Annotated in this window: 11 protein-coding genes; 3 read left to right on the forward strand and 8 right to left on the reverse strand. The window is 63.3% G+C overall.

The features are described 5' to 3' along the window. Positions 1-64: 64 nt before the first annotated feature. From KIO74_RS29010 to KIO74_RS29030, 5 genes are all read right to left on the reverse strand, one after another. Positions 65-952: a branched-chain amino acid ABC transporter permease gene (locus tag KIO74_RS29010; protein ID WP_213338907.1), complete on the reverse strand. Its 888-nt coding sequence runs from the start codon at positions 950-952 to the stop codon at positions 65-67. A 161-nt stretch (positions 953-1,113) separates the two neighbouring features. Beyond that, positions 1,114-2,316, reverse strand: coding sequence for an ABC transporter substrate-binding protein (locus tag KIO74_RS29015; protein ID WP_213338909.1), 1,203 nt, complete (start codon positions 2,314-2,316; stop codon positions 1,114-1,116). A 57-nt stretch (positions 2,317-2,373) separates the two neighbouring features. Next, complete coding sequence (locus tag KIO74_RS29020; protein WP_213338911.1) at positions 2,374-4,116, reverse strand: acetolactate synthase catalytic subunit; 1,743 nt, start codon at positions 4,114-4,116, stop codon at positions 2,374-2,376. Positions 4,117-4,187: 71 nt separating this feature from the next. Then, on the reverse strand, positions 4,188-5,189 hold the full coding sequence (locus KIO74_RS29025; RefSeq protein ID WP_213338916.1) for an NAD(P)H-quinone oxidoreductase: 1,002 nt from the start codon (positions 5,187-5,189) through the stop codon (positions 4,188-4,190). Continuing rightward, complete coding sequence (locus KIO74_RS29030) at positions 5,186-6,259, reverse strand: zinc-dependent alcohol dehydrogenase (RefSeq protein WP_213338917.1); 1,074 nt, start codon at positions 6,257-6,259, stop codon at positions 5,186-5,188. The genes KIO74_RS29025 and KIO74_RS29030 overlap by 4 nt, the downstream gene beginning before the upstream one ends. Before the next feature lie 151 nt (positions 6,260-6,410). Between KIO74_RS29030 and KIO74_RS29035 the strand changes: the two genes are divergently transcribed. Further along, positions 6,411-7,112: a GntR family transcriptional regulator gene (locus KIO74_RS29035; protein ID WP_213338918.1), complete on the forward strand. Its 702-nt coding sequence runs from the start codon at positions 6,411-6,413 to the stop codon at positions 7,110-7,112. Between the two features lie 83 nt (positions 7,113-7,195). On the opposite strand, the gene KIO74_RS29040 is transcribed toward KIO74_RS29035, so the two are convergent. After that, entirely contained in the window at positions 7,196-8,725 is a 1,530-nt protein-coding gene (locus KIO74_RS29040; protein WP_213338919.1) for an AlbA family DNA-binding domain-containing protein, read from the reverse strand. Positions 8,726-8,947: 222 nt separating this feature from the next. Continuing rightward, positions 8,948-10,570, reverse strand: coding sequence for an ABC-F family ATP-binding cassette domain-containing protein (locus tag KIO74_RS29045; RefSeq protein ID WP_213339331.1), 1,623 nt, complete (start codon positions 10,568-10,570; stop codon positions 8,948-8,950). Positions 10,571-10,706: 136 nt separating this feature from the next. Between KIO74_RS29045 and KIO74_RS29050 the strand changes: the two genes are divergently transcribed. After that, positions 10,707-11,510 carry a class I SAM-dependent methyltransferase gene (locus KIO74_RS29050; protein WP_213338920.1) on the forward strand — a complete coding sequence of 268 codons (804 nt, stop codon included), beginning with the start codon at positions 10,707-10,709 and terminating at the stop codon, positions 11,508-11,510. 107 nt (positions 11,511-11,617) lie between these two features. Here KIO74_RS29050 and KIO74_RS29055 read toward each other — a convergent pair whose 3' ends face one another. Next, positions 11,618-12,328 (reverse strand): FadR/GntR family transcriptional regulator, encoded by a 711-nt coding sequence (locus KIO74_RS29055; RefSeq protein WP_213338922.1) that lies wholly within the window; start codon positions 12,326-12,328, stop codon positions 11,618-11,620. A gap of 247 nt (positions 12,329-12,575) precedes the next feature. On the opposite strand from KIO74_RS29055, the gene KIO74_RS29060 reads away from it, so the two are divergent. Further along, positions 12,576-13,889 (forward strand): ABC transporter substrate-binding protein, encoded by a 1,314-nt coding sequence (locus tag KIO74_RS29060; RefSeq protein WP_213338924.1) that lies wholly within the window; start codon positions 12,576-12,578, stop codon positions 13,887-13,889. The last annotated feature ends 328 nt before the right edge of the window (positions 13,890-14,217 follow it).

The raw sequence follows: 14,217 nt of genomic DNA on the forward strand, positions 1-14,217 counted from the left end.
GGTCACGCCGGCAAACCGCGTGGGAGCTGGGGAGGCGAGAGAGAGATCCGTCATGGCAATCCTGTCATGGCGATACGTGCGACAGGTTCAGACGCTTTCCGAACAGGCCGGCCGGCTTCAGGATGAGAATGATGAGGAACATGCCGAAGACAGCGACTTCGCGCATGTCTGAGCCGACATAGAATCCCGCGAAACTGTCGATCAGCCCGATGACCAGAGAACCGACGAAGGCCCCTGGAATCGAGCCCAGCCCGCCGAGGACCACAACGACGAAGGCCGTCAGCACGAAATAGGTGCCGATGGTCGGCGACGTCGGGTAAAGCGGCGCGATCAGCACGGCGGCGACGCCGACGCAGGCCGCGCCGATGCCGAAGGTCAGGATGTAGATGCGATCGACATTGATGCCCATGAGCTGGGCTGCGGCGCGGTTCTGCGCGACGGCGCGAATGGCGCGGCCCGTCGCCGTGGTCTGCAGAAACGTCTGCAGCCCGATGACGAGGGCGATGGAGGCCGCGAAGATCACGAGCTGACCGCTGAGGATGCGGACGGGGCCGATCTCGATGGGTGTTCTGAGCCCGCTCGCCGGCGTATTGGCAATGTCGGCGCCGAAAACAAGCAAGGCCAGATTGATCAGCGCGGTCGACAAGCCGACCGTCGCGAAAATCTGGATGTGATCATCGCGCGCGCTCATCAGAGGCTGGATGATGAGGCGCTGCGTCAAGGCCCCGAGCAGGAAGAGCGCGGGCACGACGACGATGACCGCCACAAAGGGATGAAGCCCGAGCATGCGGGTGACCAGAAAGGTCAGGTACATCCCGACCATCAGGAATTCGCCATGGGCGAAGTTCACGACCTTGACGATGCCGAAGATCAGCGTCAGCCCGACCGCGACGATCGCAAAGAGGCCGCCAAGCATCAAGCCATTGGCGAGCAATTGGAGAACGGTATCCATCGCGCCCTCGCTAAAGCATGTCGTGCAAAACTGTTCGGAGGTCTTGCGTCATCGCCATGCGATAAAACCAAAATTGAAAAGCGCGGCGGCGAGTTCAGGAAGTCGCGGCACGCTTTCGGGAGAAGGCCGGGGGATGCCTGAGCATCCCCCGTTGAGGTCAGTTACTTGCTGAGCCGCATCGGGGAGACGGCGGCAGCATCCGGATAAACCGTGACGAGCTTGCCGTCCTGCCACTGCATTCCCATCATCTTCGCGCGCTCGTTCTGGTTGTTCTTTCCGAACTTCATGCCGTAACCGGCCGCCGTCACGCCTTCGCCGATGTCGATGTTATTGACGGCCGCCACGATCGCGTCCGGCGTAAAGCCTTTGCCCTTGTTGAGCGCCTCAAGCAAAACCTTGGCGCCGACATAGTTGTTGAGCGAATGGCCTGAGCGCGGGGGCTCACCGTATTTCTTCCTGTACGCCTCGACGAAATTCTCCAGACCGGGCGTATACTTCGTGTTGACGAGGAACTGGGTGAAATCCGCATCCAGAACGCCATCGATAACCTTATGGCCGACGGCGTCGGCTGTCGGCTGCATGGAGTAGCCACCGCCACCGCCGATAATGGCAGCCGGCTTGAAATTGGCTTCATTGGCCTGCTGGAGAAAGAGCACCGAGTCGTTCTGGTAAGATGTTTGCAGAACGATATCGACACCGCGCTGCTTGAGATCCAGCACCAGCGAGGACATATCGACCGTCGATGCGGGATAGCCCTGCGAGGCGACGACGTTCAAGCCTGCTTCTGCCGCATATTTCCTCTGGTGTCCGGCAACTGAGGTTCCATAACTGGAATCCTCATAGATGATGCCGATCTTCAAATCCTCCGGCTTCTTGCCGATGCCGGGAGCGACCTTGTTGACGATCATCTCGACGATCAACTTGCCCATGTCCTCGGCGGTCGGATTGGTGCGGTACAGAAACTTCAAGCCGCGACCTGTGACCTCGTCGGCGACCGCGCCCATTTCAAAATAGGGGATGCCGGAGAGTTCGGCGACCTGGCTCGCCGCGATGGAACGGGCCGACGAATAGGAGCCGAAGATGGCGGCGACCTTTTCGCGGGAGATCAGGCGGCGGGCCTCGCCGATCGCCTGGTTGTTGTCCACGGCGTCGCCGCGAACCAGCACCACTTTTTCGCCTTGGACGCCGCCCGCGGCGTTGATCTCGTCGACCGCGATCTCCAGGCCCCGCGCGCTTTCATCGCCGAGAAGCGCGAGCTGGCCGCTGAAGGGATAGAGGGCGCCGAATTTGACGTCCGCATGGGCCGCCGTGGCCGTGAACAGCACGGCCACGGCGGTCGTCTTCAGCAACAATGACAATTTCATGTGTTTCCTCCCGGTTATATTATTGCGAGCCAAATCAGGGATAGCCCGCTGCAATCATCAGTAATTCAGGGCGTCCTTGCCCTCGAAGACGGTGATCGGCGGATGGGCGCGCTCGTCGGTGACGACATCGATGACCGTGACATCGTTGCGCGCGAGCGCCTCCTTCAAGGCGGGCAGAAAGTCGACAGGCTTCTCCACACGTATCCCGCTGCAGCCGCAAGCCCGCGCGATCGCGGCATGGTCCACCGCCTCGAAGTCGACGACATCGGTGAAATTGCCGAAGAGGCTGAGCTCGGCATGCTTCTGGTAGCCGAGGATTTGGTTGTTCAGGACGACGAGAACGATCGGCAGCTTCATGCGCCGCGCGGTCTCGAGCTCCGACCATACGTGTCCGAAACCGCCATCACCGGTGACCGCGATCACCGGCGCGTCGGGTCGGGCGGCCTTGGCGCCGAGTGCGAAAGGCAGGCCCCAGCCGAGGCCGGCGAGGCCGCGCGGCGTGAGGAAGCGCTGTCCCGCTTTGCGAGCGGTGAGGAAATTGGCGATCCAGATCGACGAATAGCTCGCATCCGCGACGACGATGCTCTCCGGCGTGAGCACGCTGTCGATATCGGCCATCAGTCGTTCCGGGCGCACCGGCACCGCATCGAGATCGACAAGCTGCTTCATGTCTTCGGCGTGCAGCTTGCGCCCCTGGGCGATCTTGTCCTCCAGCGCAGGCCGCCGCGCCGCAAGTGAGGCGGGTTTGGCCGCTTCGACCGCCGTCGTGAGCGCGGCAAGCGTCAGCTTGGCATCGCCGGCGAGGCGGAGCGCCTCGTAGTTGCGACCGATTTCGTTGCTGTCGATGTCGATGTGGATGTAGCGCGCCTGCGGCGGATAGAGCGACCAGCTGTCCGTGCCGTTCTGGTTGGTGCGGTTGCCGACGAGCACGACCACATCCGCCTCGGTGACGAGGTCCCGCAGATGTGAGGAACGCCCGCGCGGCGCCATGAAATATCCGACCACGCCAACGGAGAGCGGGTTGGTCTCGTCCACCGCGCCCTTGCCCATGACGGTCGTCGCAACGGGGATGCCCAGCGCCTGCAGGGCTGCAAGCTCGGCGGAAGCCTGCGAGGCGTGGACACCGCCGCCGGCGATGACGATGGGTGCCTTGGCCCCGGCGATCAGCTTGGCCGCCTCGGCCACGCGCGCCGGATCGGCGGCCGTGCGGTCAAGTGGGAAGGTGCCGAGATGGCTCGCGCGCTGGGGCGCCTCGGGCGCGAAATCCGGGCGTTCGTCGAGCACGTCGAGCGGCACCAGCAGCACGGCCGGGCCGGCCCGGCCGCTGGCGGCCGCCGTGAAGGCCATGTCCACGTAGTCATCGATGCGCGCGGGATCCTCGACCCGGCGGATCCATTTGGCGACACCGCCGAACAGCGCGAAATGGTCGAGTTCCTGGAAGGCGTTCTTGTCCGTGAACTTGCGGCTGACGTCCTGGACGATGGCGACCACCGGGATCGAGGCCTTCAGCGCTTCGGCGAGGCCGGGCACCAAGAGCGTCGCGGCCGGGCCGTTCTGCGCCGTGACGACGGCGACCTTGCCGGAAATGCGCGCATAGGCATCGGCCATGGCCGCGCCCGCGTTTTCCGTGCGATAGCCGACCTGGCGGATACCGTAGTCGGGCGCGGCGAGAAAGAGCGCCGAAGGGATGCTCTGGCCGAAGATCTCCCGCACGCCATGGCGCTGCAAGGCCGCGGCGATGAGATGCGCGCCGGTGATGTTGCTGGCTGCGCGCGGCGCGGGCTTGGTCACTGCGTTCATGCTCCTGTTTCCTTCCGTGGCGCCTGGGCGCCCTGATGCCGTGGCGCTCACGCGCCCGCTTGATGTGGCGCTTAAGCGCCGTCCTGCATGACAAGAACGATCTTCCCCACATGCGCGCCGGCATCCATGCGGGCATGGGCCTTGGCGACGTCAGCTAGGGGGAAGGTTGAATCGATGAGAGGCTTGGCCTTACCGGCCGTGAGCAGCGGCAGCACGTGTTCGGCCAGCGATGCGGTGAGCGCCGCCTTCATGGCGACGGGCCGCGCCCTGAGCGTGGCGCCCGTGAAGGTGATGCGCTTCATCAGAAGCGGCAGCAGATCCAGCTCGAGCTTCGAGCCGCGCTGAAAGGCGATCTGCGCGATGCGCCCGTCGGCGGCGATGCAATCGAGATTGCGCGGGATATAGTCCCCGCCCACCATGTCGAGGATCACCTCCGGCCCCCGGCCGTCGGTGGCGGCGCGGGCGGCGGCGACGAAATCGTCTGTGCGATAGTTGATGGCGAGATCAGCGCCGACGGCGCGGCTCGCGGCGCATTTCTCGTCCGAGCCGGCCGTGACGAGAACCCGCGCGCCGAGCGCCTTGGCGAGCAGGATCGCCGTGGTGCCGATGCCCGAGGTGCCTCCATGGATGAGCACGGTTTCGCCGGCCTTCAGGCCCGCGCGCTGAAAGAGGTTCGACCAGACCGTATAATAGGTCTCGGGGAAGGCGCCGGCCTCGACGAAGGACATGCCGTCCGGGATGGGCAGCGCCACCGTCTCGTCGACGACGGCCCATTCGGCATAGGCGCCGCTGGCAACAAGCGCCATCACCCGGTCGCCGGGCTTGAGGCGCGTGGTGCCCGGGCCGAGGCCCTCGACCACGCCGGCGAGCTCGAGCCCGAGCACGTCGCTCGCGCCGGGCGGCGGCGGATAGTTGCCCTCCCGTTGCATCACGTCCGGACGGTTGATGCCGGCGGCATGCACCCTGACGAGCGCCTGTCCCTCACCCGGCGTGGGGCGCTCCCGCTCGACGATCTTGAGCGCGTCCGGACCACCTGGGACGGGCGCGACAACAACGCGTGTGACCGAGGTCATGCGAATTCACTTTCGGTTTGGGGCAAATCTTGCGACAGGGTCTGCGGAACCAGCAGAACCTTTACCGCCTGGCGGCTGCGCGCCAGCTCGAAGGCCTCGATGGCGCGGCTGAGCGGCTCGCGATGGGTGATCAGGCGGGCCAGCACGTCCGCATGGGCGGCGAGCAGGGCGATCGCGTTCTCAAGGGCTTGCGCGGTGGTATCGTGCGCGGCACGAAGCTGCTTCTTGTCCCGCACGAATCGCGTCAGATCGAGATCGAGATGACCGGAGTGAATGCCCGCTACCACCATGACGCCGCCCGAGCGCAGCACGGCGAGCCCGTCGCTGACCGAGCGGGCGACGCCCGTCGCCTCGATGACGCAATCGGCGGGGCCGCCGAAGACGCGCTGGACGGCGTCCGTCATGCTCTCGTCAGCGAGGTCGACGCAGTGGACGATGCCGATCTCGCGCGCCTTGTCGAGGCGAAGCGCGTCGTTCAGCCCGCACAAGAGCACCGTGGCGCCGCGTGTCTGCGCCACGAAGGCGATGCCGAGGCCGATCGGCCCGGGGCCGAGCACGACGACCCGGTCGCCTGGCCCGACATCGCCGACATCCGCCGCGTTCACGGCGACCGAGAGCGGTTCCGTCAGGGCGGCGACCGTGAAGGGCAGGCTATCGGGTATGGCACGGCAGTTGGCGGCGGGCACGCGCACGAGGTCGGCGAAACCGCCGTCGATATGCAGGCCGATGATGCTGCGGTTCTGGCAGTGCTCCGGCGTGCCGGCATCGCAGGCGGCGCAATGGCCGCAGCTCACCGTGGGCCAGCAGGTGACGCGGTCGCCGGCCTTGAGGCCGGTGACGCCGGCGCCGAGCGCCCGCACCGTGCCCGCGAATTCGTGGCCGATGGTGAGCGGCATCGCGTCGGTCATGAATTCATAGCCCGGCGTCCACTCATAGGCGTGGATGTCGCTGCCGCAGATGCCGGCGGCGGCGACCGCGATGACAACCTCGCCCTCGCGCGGCGCGGGCTCCCTGTCCATCTCGACCAGTTCGGCCCCGAAGGCCGTGGTTGTCTTACGAAGCGCGATCACCGCTTCCTCCCGTTATCAGCCCGCGCGCCGGCGGAGGCCACATCGGCCCCGGCGGTCGCTGCCCGGTCGTGTTGGTCCGAGCCTTGGGTTGATGCAATAAGTAATTTGTTATAACAGTTTTGGTCGAGGAAACTGCCCTGTGTCAAGTCGGATGCCGCAAAATAAAGAGAGAACCCCGGCGACGGGCGATTGGGTGCAGCCGATCGTCAAGGAGAACCTGAGCGAGCGCGCCTATACAGATCTGCGCGCCGCCCTCATGCGTGGGCGGCTACGGCCCGGCGAGCGCCTGCGGCTTCGGCCCATGTCGGTGAGGTTCGGAATCAGCGCGACGCCGATGCGCGAGGCCCTGCTGCGGCTCGTCGGTGAGAAGGCGCTGGCGCTCGATGCGCGCAATTCGGTGGTGGTGCCGACCCTGACGCTGGAGCAGCTGCAGGAGATCCGCGCCATCCGCACGGATCTCGAGGGGCGCGCCGCCGCTGCCGCGGCCCTCGTCGCCACCGAGGCAGAGATCGAGGCCCTCGTCGCCATCCACGCGCAGATTTCCGCATGCCACGCGAGCCGGAGCTTCGTGCAGGCGGTGGATCTCAACACCGAGTTCCACCTTACCTTCTGCCGCATGGCGCGCCTGCCCATCCTCTACGACATCGTCGAAGGCCTATGGGTGCGCTGCGGACCCATCCTCTCGCATCTCTACGACGAGGGCCTGCCGGACTGGGAACCCCACCCGCATCTGCGCCTCATTACCGCGCTGCGCGAACGCGACCCCGAGACAGCCCGCGCCGCCAGCCGCGAGGATATCGAGCGCGGTGGGCAGGGGTTGCTGGTGCATGTGCGGGAGGCGAATGGGGGGTGAGGGGGGCGGTGGCCTATTTATACCGCTTTGCTATGTAATGGAAATATAGTGTTAGACGATCGCGTGGAGGGCTATCTGACAACTTAGGTGATGCTGAATAATATTTCATCGACGCGACAAATGCCACGCCTTACGAAGCTCATAGACGGTACATCTGCCATCTCGCAGCATTTCCTCAGTAGCCTGAGTATTTCGTCTTTATTAAATGCCGCACCTCTTGGGAGGCCGGTTAGTGCTTGCGCCGTGTGTGAGGCCTCTTTCGGAGAGGGCAGATCAGGAATATCTCCTTTCAAAATGCCTTCCAAAAGCCGCTTTGGGTTTCCTGTCGCGGCACGGAAAGCCGCATCCTCGTCCAGCCACCCGATGCAGGCCTTCTTTCGGGGCGCGCTTCCATTTGATTTCTGGATGAAATCAATTGCTTGTAATTTTGAAAGGCCTGCCTGTTTTGCGAAGTAATGCAAAGGTAGGCGCTCATTCCGAGACACCTCCACCACGAACCGGATGTATTCTAAGGGGTGATCGATTTTGGCTTGGCCTAGAAATGCTGACAAAATGTCGTCGCGTGTAAGTAGGCTCAATTTAGTTTTTATACCATCGTTTGCATTGATAGTATGCACGTCCCCTATCAGACGAAGTGTCGGTGCGCCGTCCTTTTCGTGAAACTCACCTTCTTTGATAAAGGTCAGTTTATCGACCAGGGATGTGTCGATTTGAATTGAGCGTTTTCCGTCTTCCAGCTTTCCATCCTCTAGATCGGCAATCATCGCCCTCATTGGGCCGAGCCTCAACAGATGCTCAATCATAGGCAATATTTGCTGACGCACCTCCGCGTCTCTAGCATCAAGTATTGCACGTAAATCGCTGTATTTTATACGCGATGATTGTCCTGGATATCTATAAAATATGTCGCCTTCTCTAATCGATCCTTCTTGCTTGGTGGCGATTATGGGGCGGCTTTGATGCGGATCGACTTGAATAAAGCCAACTATTTTCCCATTTAATAGTATGCTTCCTATGCGAAATGCGGGCGTCGGATCAAATATAGACTTAACGCGTGTGGCAAATTCGGCTGGGTCTGTTTCCAGAAATTCGTTATTGCCTAGCCCGCAGGCGACATAGCTGAGGTCCTCGTTGTCCGGGCCCTTTTCGTCTTTGTCATATACGCCAAAAAAGATAATGCCACCGACGTTGTTTGCCAAAGCAGCGATCGCTCGTAGCCATTTATCCTGATGCCTAAAACCAAAATTTGTTTTGCATTCGAATCGGTCAGTTTCTCCCCCTGTAAGTCGCCACAGCCCATCGCTGCCCTTCGTAAATAGTTTCTCGATGGGGGCTTCGTATATTAATTTCTCGCCCTCAGTAGCCGCGCTGGAGGAAATTATATTTTCGGAGATCGAATGTCGCTCGATAAAGCTATCAAGAACAGCTTCTGGTGCTTCTGCTATTGATGCCGAATTTGAGTACGATCCCGATCGGATTCCTGATATGCGACCGCTATTTACTGCCCGTTTGGGATGGTTGAAGAAAAACTGGATAACTTTGTTTTCCATCCCGCGCTTAAGCATCGCCTTTATCAAGGCGATTTCATCATCGGTAATGCTTCTTTTTGGCAACGCCGAATCTCCCCCGAGAGTAGCCTCTGAAGGTCTCATACTGCGTAGATGCAAATGTTTCCACGATTATTGCAGCTTGGGGAGGCTACAGTTTCTGCCGAGCTCTGGGAGGCCGCTTGGTAGCGTAAGTGTCGATCGAGGTTAGGTGCTTCAATTACCCTATCACCCCGTGCAGTCGACGCCGGCCCGCATTTGTATAACTTACCAGCTATGAACTCTTCATCACCCCCTCAACCCCGGCGCCTCCTGGCCGGTGCGCGCGACATATTCCGTATACCCGCCCGCATATTGATGCACTCCGTCGGGGCTCACTTCGAGCACGCGGTTCGACAGCGCGGCGAGGAAGTGGCGGTCGTGGCTGACGAAGAGCATGGTGCCTTCGTAATTGGCGAGCGCGGTGATCAGCATCTCCTTGGTCGCCATGTCGAGATGGTTGGTGGGCTCGTCGAGCACCAGGAAGTTCGGCGGGTCGAAGAGCATCTTGGCCATCACGAGGCGCGCCTTCTCGCCGCCCGAGAGCACGCGGCAGCGCTTCTCCACGTCGTCGCCGGAAAAGCCGAAGCAGCCGGCGAGCGTCCGGAGCGAGCCCTGGCCGGCCTGCGGGAAGGAATGCTCCAGCGACTGGAAGATGGTGTCCTCGCCCTCCAGCACCTCCATGGCATGCTGGGCGAAATAGGCCATCTTCACATTGGCACCGATAGCGACCGTGCCGTCATCCGGCGTCGTGGTGCCGGCGATGAGCTTCAGGAGCGTCGACTTGCCGGCGCCGTTGACGCCCATGACGCACCAGCGCTCGCGGCGGCGCACGGCGAAATCGAGCCCCTCATAGATGCTGCGGCTGCCATAGCGCTTGTGCACGTTCTTCAGGCTGACGACATCGTCGCCCGAGCGCGGCGGCGGCTGGAACTCGAAGATCACGGTCTGGCGGCGCTTCGGCGGCTCCACCCGGTCGATCTTCTCCAGCTTCTTGACGCGGCTCTGCACCTGCGCGGCGTGCGAGGCGCGCGCCTTGAAGCGCTCGATGAACTGGATCTCCTTGGCGAGCATCGCCTGCTGGCGCTCGAACTGCGCCTGCTGGTGCTTCTCATTGAGCGCGCGCTGCTCGGCGTAGAACTCGTAGTCGCCGGAATAGGTGGTGAGCGCGCCGCCGTCGATCTCCACCACCTTGGTGACGATGCGGTTCATGAAGGCGCGGTCGTGCGAGGTCATCATCAGGGCGCCGTCGTAGCCCTTCAGGAACTGCTCCAGCCAGATCAGGCTCTCGATGTCGAGATGGTTGCTCGGCTCGTCGAGCAGCATGACATCCGGGCGCATGAGGAGGATGCGCGCCAGCCCGACGCGCATCTTCCAGCCGCCCGAGAGGGCGCCGACATCGCCGTCCATCATCGCCTGGCTGAAGCCGAGGCCGGCCAGCACTTCCTGCGCGCGGCCCTCCAGCGCGTAGCCGCCAAGCTCCTCGAAGCGCCCCTGCACCTCGCCGTAGCGCTCGATGATGGCGTCCATCCGGTCGGCCTGGTCGGGATCAGCCATCGCCGTTTCCAGCTCGCGCAGCTCGGCGGCGACGGTGCTGACGGGCCCCGCGCCGTCGGTGACCTCGGCCACCGCGCTGCGGCCCGCCATCTCGCCGATGTCCTGGCTGAAATAGCCGATGGTCACGCCGCGATCGATGGAGACCTGCCCCTCGTCCGGCCCTTCCTCGCCCGTGATCATGCGGAACAGCGTGGTCTTGCCAGCGCCGTTGGGGCCGACGAGGCCGACTTTCTCGCCCTTCAGGAGCGCCATGCCGGCCTCGATGAAGACGATCTGCTTGCCGTTCTGCTTACCGATATTGTCGAGACGAATCATGAGCGCGGGAACCTGGCGGAGACTTTCAGCCCCGTGCATGTAGGCCATGTTGCGCTGCGGCGAAAGGGCGGGGCGTTTCCGGTGGCGCGGTTTTGGTGTAACCTCCCGCCCGGTCACCGGGGCCGGAGCGCGTGCCATGCCCGACATATCCCGTCATGACGCCTGGGTGGCAGGCGACAGCTACGACCTCTACATGGGCCGCTGGAGCCGGCAGATCGCGCCGGTGTTCATCGACTGGCTCGATGCCGGCGCGGGGCGCGACTGGCTCGAGGTGGGATGCGGAACAGGCGCATTGTCCGCGACAGTGCTGGCCCGCGCCAACCCGCGCAGCCTCCTCGGCATCGACCCCTCGCAAGGCTTTCTCGCGCGTGCACGCGCCCATGTGCCGGATGCGCGGGCCGTCTTCCAGCTGGGGGATGCCGGCGCGCTGCCTGTCGAGACCGGCAGCCGCGATGTCGTGGTATCAGCCCTCGTCCTCAATTTCGTGCCTGATCGCGAACGGGCGCTCGCGGAAATGCGGCGCGTCACGCGTCCCGGCGGTACGGTCGGCTTCTATGTGTGGGATTATCCGGGCGGCGGGCTCGGCTTTGTGCGCGCCTTCTGGGCGGCCGCGGCGGAGATCGACCCGGCGGCGGAGGAGCTTCAGGAGAACAAGCGCTTTCCCTTCTGCACGCCCGCTGCGCTCAGCGCGCTGGCGGAACGTGGCGGGCTCATCGCGGTCGAGGCGCGGGCTATCGAGGCGGAGGCCGTCTTTCGGGATTTCGACGATTTCTGGCACCCGTTCACGCTCGGTACCGGGCCGGCCTCAGGCTATTGTGCGCGTCTGAGCCCGGACAAGCGCCGGCGTCTTGCGGATAAGCTCGCCGCAACCCTTGCCCCCGCACAGGACGGCAGCCTTCGCTTCACGACGCGCGCGTGGGCCATTCGCGGCCGCGCCTGACCATGTTGGTCAAGGCAGGTCATCGGCCGGTCCGCCCCGGCGTCTCCGGCTGCCCCTCGTGATGGACAGGGTTTAGAGATCACGACGATTGAGATCTTGGCGACGCATCAATCCTCGAAGACGCGCTTGCGGGCGGCTTCCAGATGGTTGCGCATGGCCGCCGAGGCGGCATCGACCTGCCCGGCGGCGATCGCGTCGTAGATGACCTGGTGCTCCGCGTACATCAGCTGCAGCGCATCCTGCGGGCGGGTGAGGGAGAGCTTGCGCGTCAACTCCATGCCGACGGTCATATGGCTGCGCATGGAGACCAGCGTGTCGACGAAGAAACGATTATGCGAGGCGGAGGCGATGGCGAGGTGAAAGTCGAGGTCCGCCTCGACGCCAAGGCTCACGTCGCCGATATCCTCCGTTTCGCGCAAGAGCTTCCGCAGGTCCTGCAGTTCGCTGTCGGTGCGGCGCAGCGCGGCCAGCCCGCAGGCGGCCTCCTCGATGAACATGCGGAACTCATAGCAGCGCTGGATATCGCCAATGCTCATCACGGGGGCGAAGCGGCGGATGGCCTGGTCGGCGCTGGCGAGGATGAAGCTGCCGGCGCCCTGGCGCGACTGGATGAGGCCGTCGTCCCTGAGGCGGGCGAGCGCTTCGCGCACCACCGTGCGCGACACCTTGAACTGTTCTGCGATGTCCGTCTCGGTCGGGAGCTTCTGTCCCTTCAGATAGTCGCCGGCCGCGATCCGGTCGAAGATATGGTCATAGACCTTGGATGCGGTGCGGCGTGACGGTTGGCCACCGGCCGGGGACAGATCGCCAGACGACATCGATACTCTCTCTCGCTTGCCTTTGCGCAACAGACGACGGCTTCACTCTAGCGTCAAGTCATCATACAAGAATGCGCGGCCGGCTGTGGAAAATATCAGCGAACTCAGAAATTTGTGTGAATCGCCTATTTTGCTCGGAGAAATGTTGTCCAACAAATTTCATACTTGTTGACAAATACCCGGGCCCTCTGCACTGTCCGCCCCCGAGGACGGTCATAGAGCCGTGGACACCCAGGAGGATGCGGTGATGGGATTTGGGATGCGCGGGTTGGCGAAGGCCGCCCTGGTCGGGGCTTCGCTCACGGCGCTTGGTTCACTCACGGCGGCAAAGGCTGAGGATATCCGGCTGACCTACCAGAGCTGGCATCTAGCGGAAGAGCCCTGGGCGACCTCGCTCAAGGAGGGCTTCGCCGAGTTCGAGCGCCTCAATCCCGGCATCAAGATCGTGCCGCAACCGGTGTCGCTCGGACAGCGCGACGTCACGCTGACGACCGCCATCCGCGCCGGGCGCGGGCCGGACATCTTCCAGCTCGATGCCAACCCCATCAGCCAGTACATCAAGGAAGGCTGGGTCAAGGACCTGACGCCCTATATGGAGAAGGAGGGCGGCGCCAAGGCTTTCATGGCGGACTTCTACCCCTCGCTCCGCGACGCCGTCACCAACGACGGCAAGGTCTATGGTGTGCCGAAGAATACGGCGGCGATGGTCCTGACCTACAACAAGAAGCTATTCGACGCGGCAGGCGTCACCCAGGCTCCCGCGACCTGGGAAGAGTTCCGTACGGCCGCGCAGAAACTGACGCGTGCGACAAAGGAAGGCGGCCCGGTCGACCAGTGGGGAACGGCGCTTATTCTGCAGCCGGCCGGTTTTGATCTGCGTGTGTCTGTCATCCTGCGCGGTTTCGGGGCTGATTTCCTGACGCCGGACAATAAACACTCCGCACTCAACACGCCTGAGGCGAAGGAAGCCTTCCAGTACGTGGTCGACCTCATCCAGAAGGACAAGGTCATGCCGCCCGGCGTCTCCCAGGTGGATGCCAACGCCGCCCGCCAGTTCATGGCGCAGAGCAAGGTGGGCACGATCGTCGAGACCCTCTGGGCCCTGCCGATCATCCAGGCGATCAATCCGGCCTTCGATGCCTGGAACACGCTCGCCATGGCGCCGATCCCTGTGAAGGCGGGAACCGACCCCAAGGTCCGGTCCACGCTCTATGTGGACGGCCTCTTCATGAACCCCAACACCAAGAACGCGGATGCGGCCTGGAAGCTGATCCAGTTCATGACCGATCGCCAGCGCATGGAAAAGTGGTTCGTGGACAACAACATGCTGGCGGGCCGTCAGTCCGTTAACGATGAGTTCAAGCCGATCCAGGACAGCAAGTTCGCCCAGGTCGTGAAGGCTGAAATCGGCCATGCGTCCTTCCTGCCGCTCATCCCGCAGTGGCCGGAAATCCTGACGGCCTTCCGCCAGAACCTGCAGGCTGCCGTCGCCCAGACCAAGACGCCGGAGGCCGCCCTCGCCGACGCCCACAACCAGATCGAGGCGATCCTGGCGCGCTAGGGCCAATCGACATTCAGCGTTCTCAGCTGTCATGGCCGGGCTTGTCCCGGCCATCCCGATGAATTGAGGCGCCTTTCCGGTCGGGATCATCGGGACAAGCCCGGTGATGACAATGGTATGCCTTGCGCCATTCTTGAATGTCGATTGGTCCTAGGCCATTCGACTGCACGCCGCCGGAGGGGGGCTCCAGTTTGCCCTGCCAGTGACGAACAAGGCCATGAGCCTCCATGGAAACATGGCCTTGGGAACCAAGCGTGTTATCCCCGGCGTCGCGCAGCGACGGGAAGGGGATCCATGAACTGCAACGCTCGACTTTGGATCCCCTTCC

The organism is Chelatococcus sp. HY11 (assembly GCF_018398335.1).
Classification (GTDB): Bacteria; Pseudomonadota; Alphaproteobacteria; order Rhizobiales; family Beijerinckiaceae; genus Chelatococcus.

Excerpts from the sequence above, each read along its gene's own strand:
- KIO74_RS29045 (WP_213339331.1), bottom strand. The coding sequence starts at position 10,570 with ATGATTCGTCTCGACAATATCGGTAAGCAGAACGGCAAGCAGATCGTC.
- KIO74_RS29025 (WP_213338916.1), bottom strand. The coding sequence starts at position 5,189 with ATGACCTCGGTCACACGCGTTGTTGTCGCGCCCGTCCCAGGTGGTCCG.
- KIO74_RS29010 (WP_213338907.1), bottom strand. The coding sequence starts at position 952 with ATGGATACCGTTCTCCAATTGCTCGCCAATGGCTTGATGCTTGGCGGC.
- KIO74_RS29020 (WP_213338911.1), bottom strand. The coding sequence starts at position 4,116 with ATGAACGCAGTGACCAAGCCCGCGCCGCGCGCAGCCAGCAACATCACC.
- KIO74_RS29015 (WP_213338909.1), bottom strand. The coding sequence starts at position 2,316 with ATGAAATTGTCATTGTTGCTGAAGACGACCGCCGTGGCCGTGCTGTTC.
- KIO74_RS29060 (WP_213338924.1), top strand. The coding sequence starts at position 12,576 with ATGGGATTTGGGATGCGCGGGTTGGCGAAGGCCGCCCTGGTCGGGGCT.
- KIO74_RS29055 (WP_213338922.1), bottom strand. The coding sequence starts at position 12,328 with ATGTCGTCTGGCGATCTGTCCCCGGCCGGTGGCCAACCGTCACGCCGC.
- KIO74_RS29035 (WP_213338918.1), top strand. The coding sequence starts at position 6,411 with ATGCCGCAAAATAAAGAGAGAACCCCGGCGACGGGCGATTGGGTGCAG.
- KIO74_RS29050 (WP_213338920.1), top strand. The coding sequence starts at position 10,707 with ATGCCCGACATATCCCGTCATGACGCCTGGGTGGCAGGCGACAGCTAC.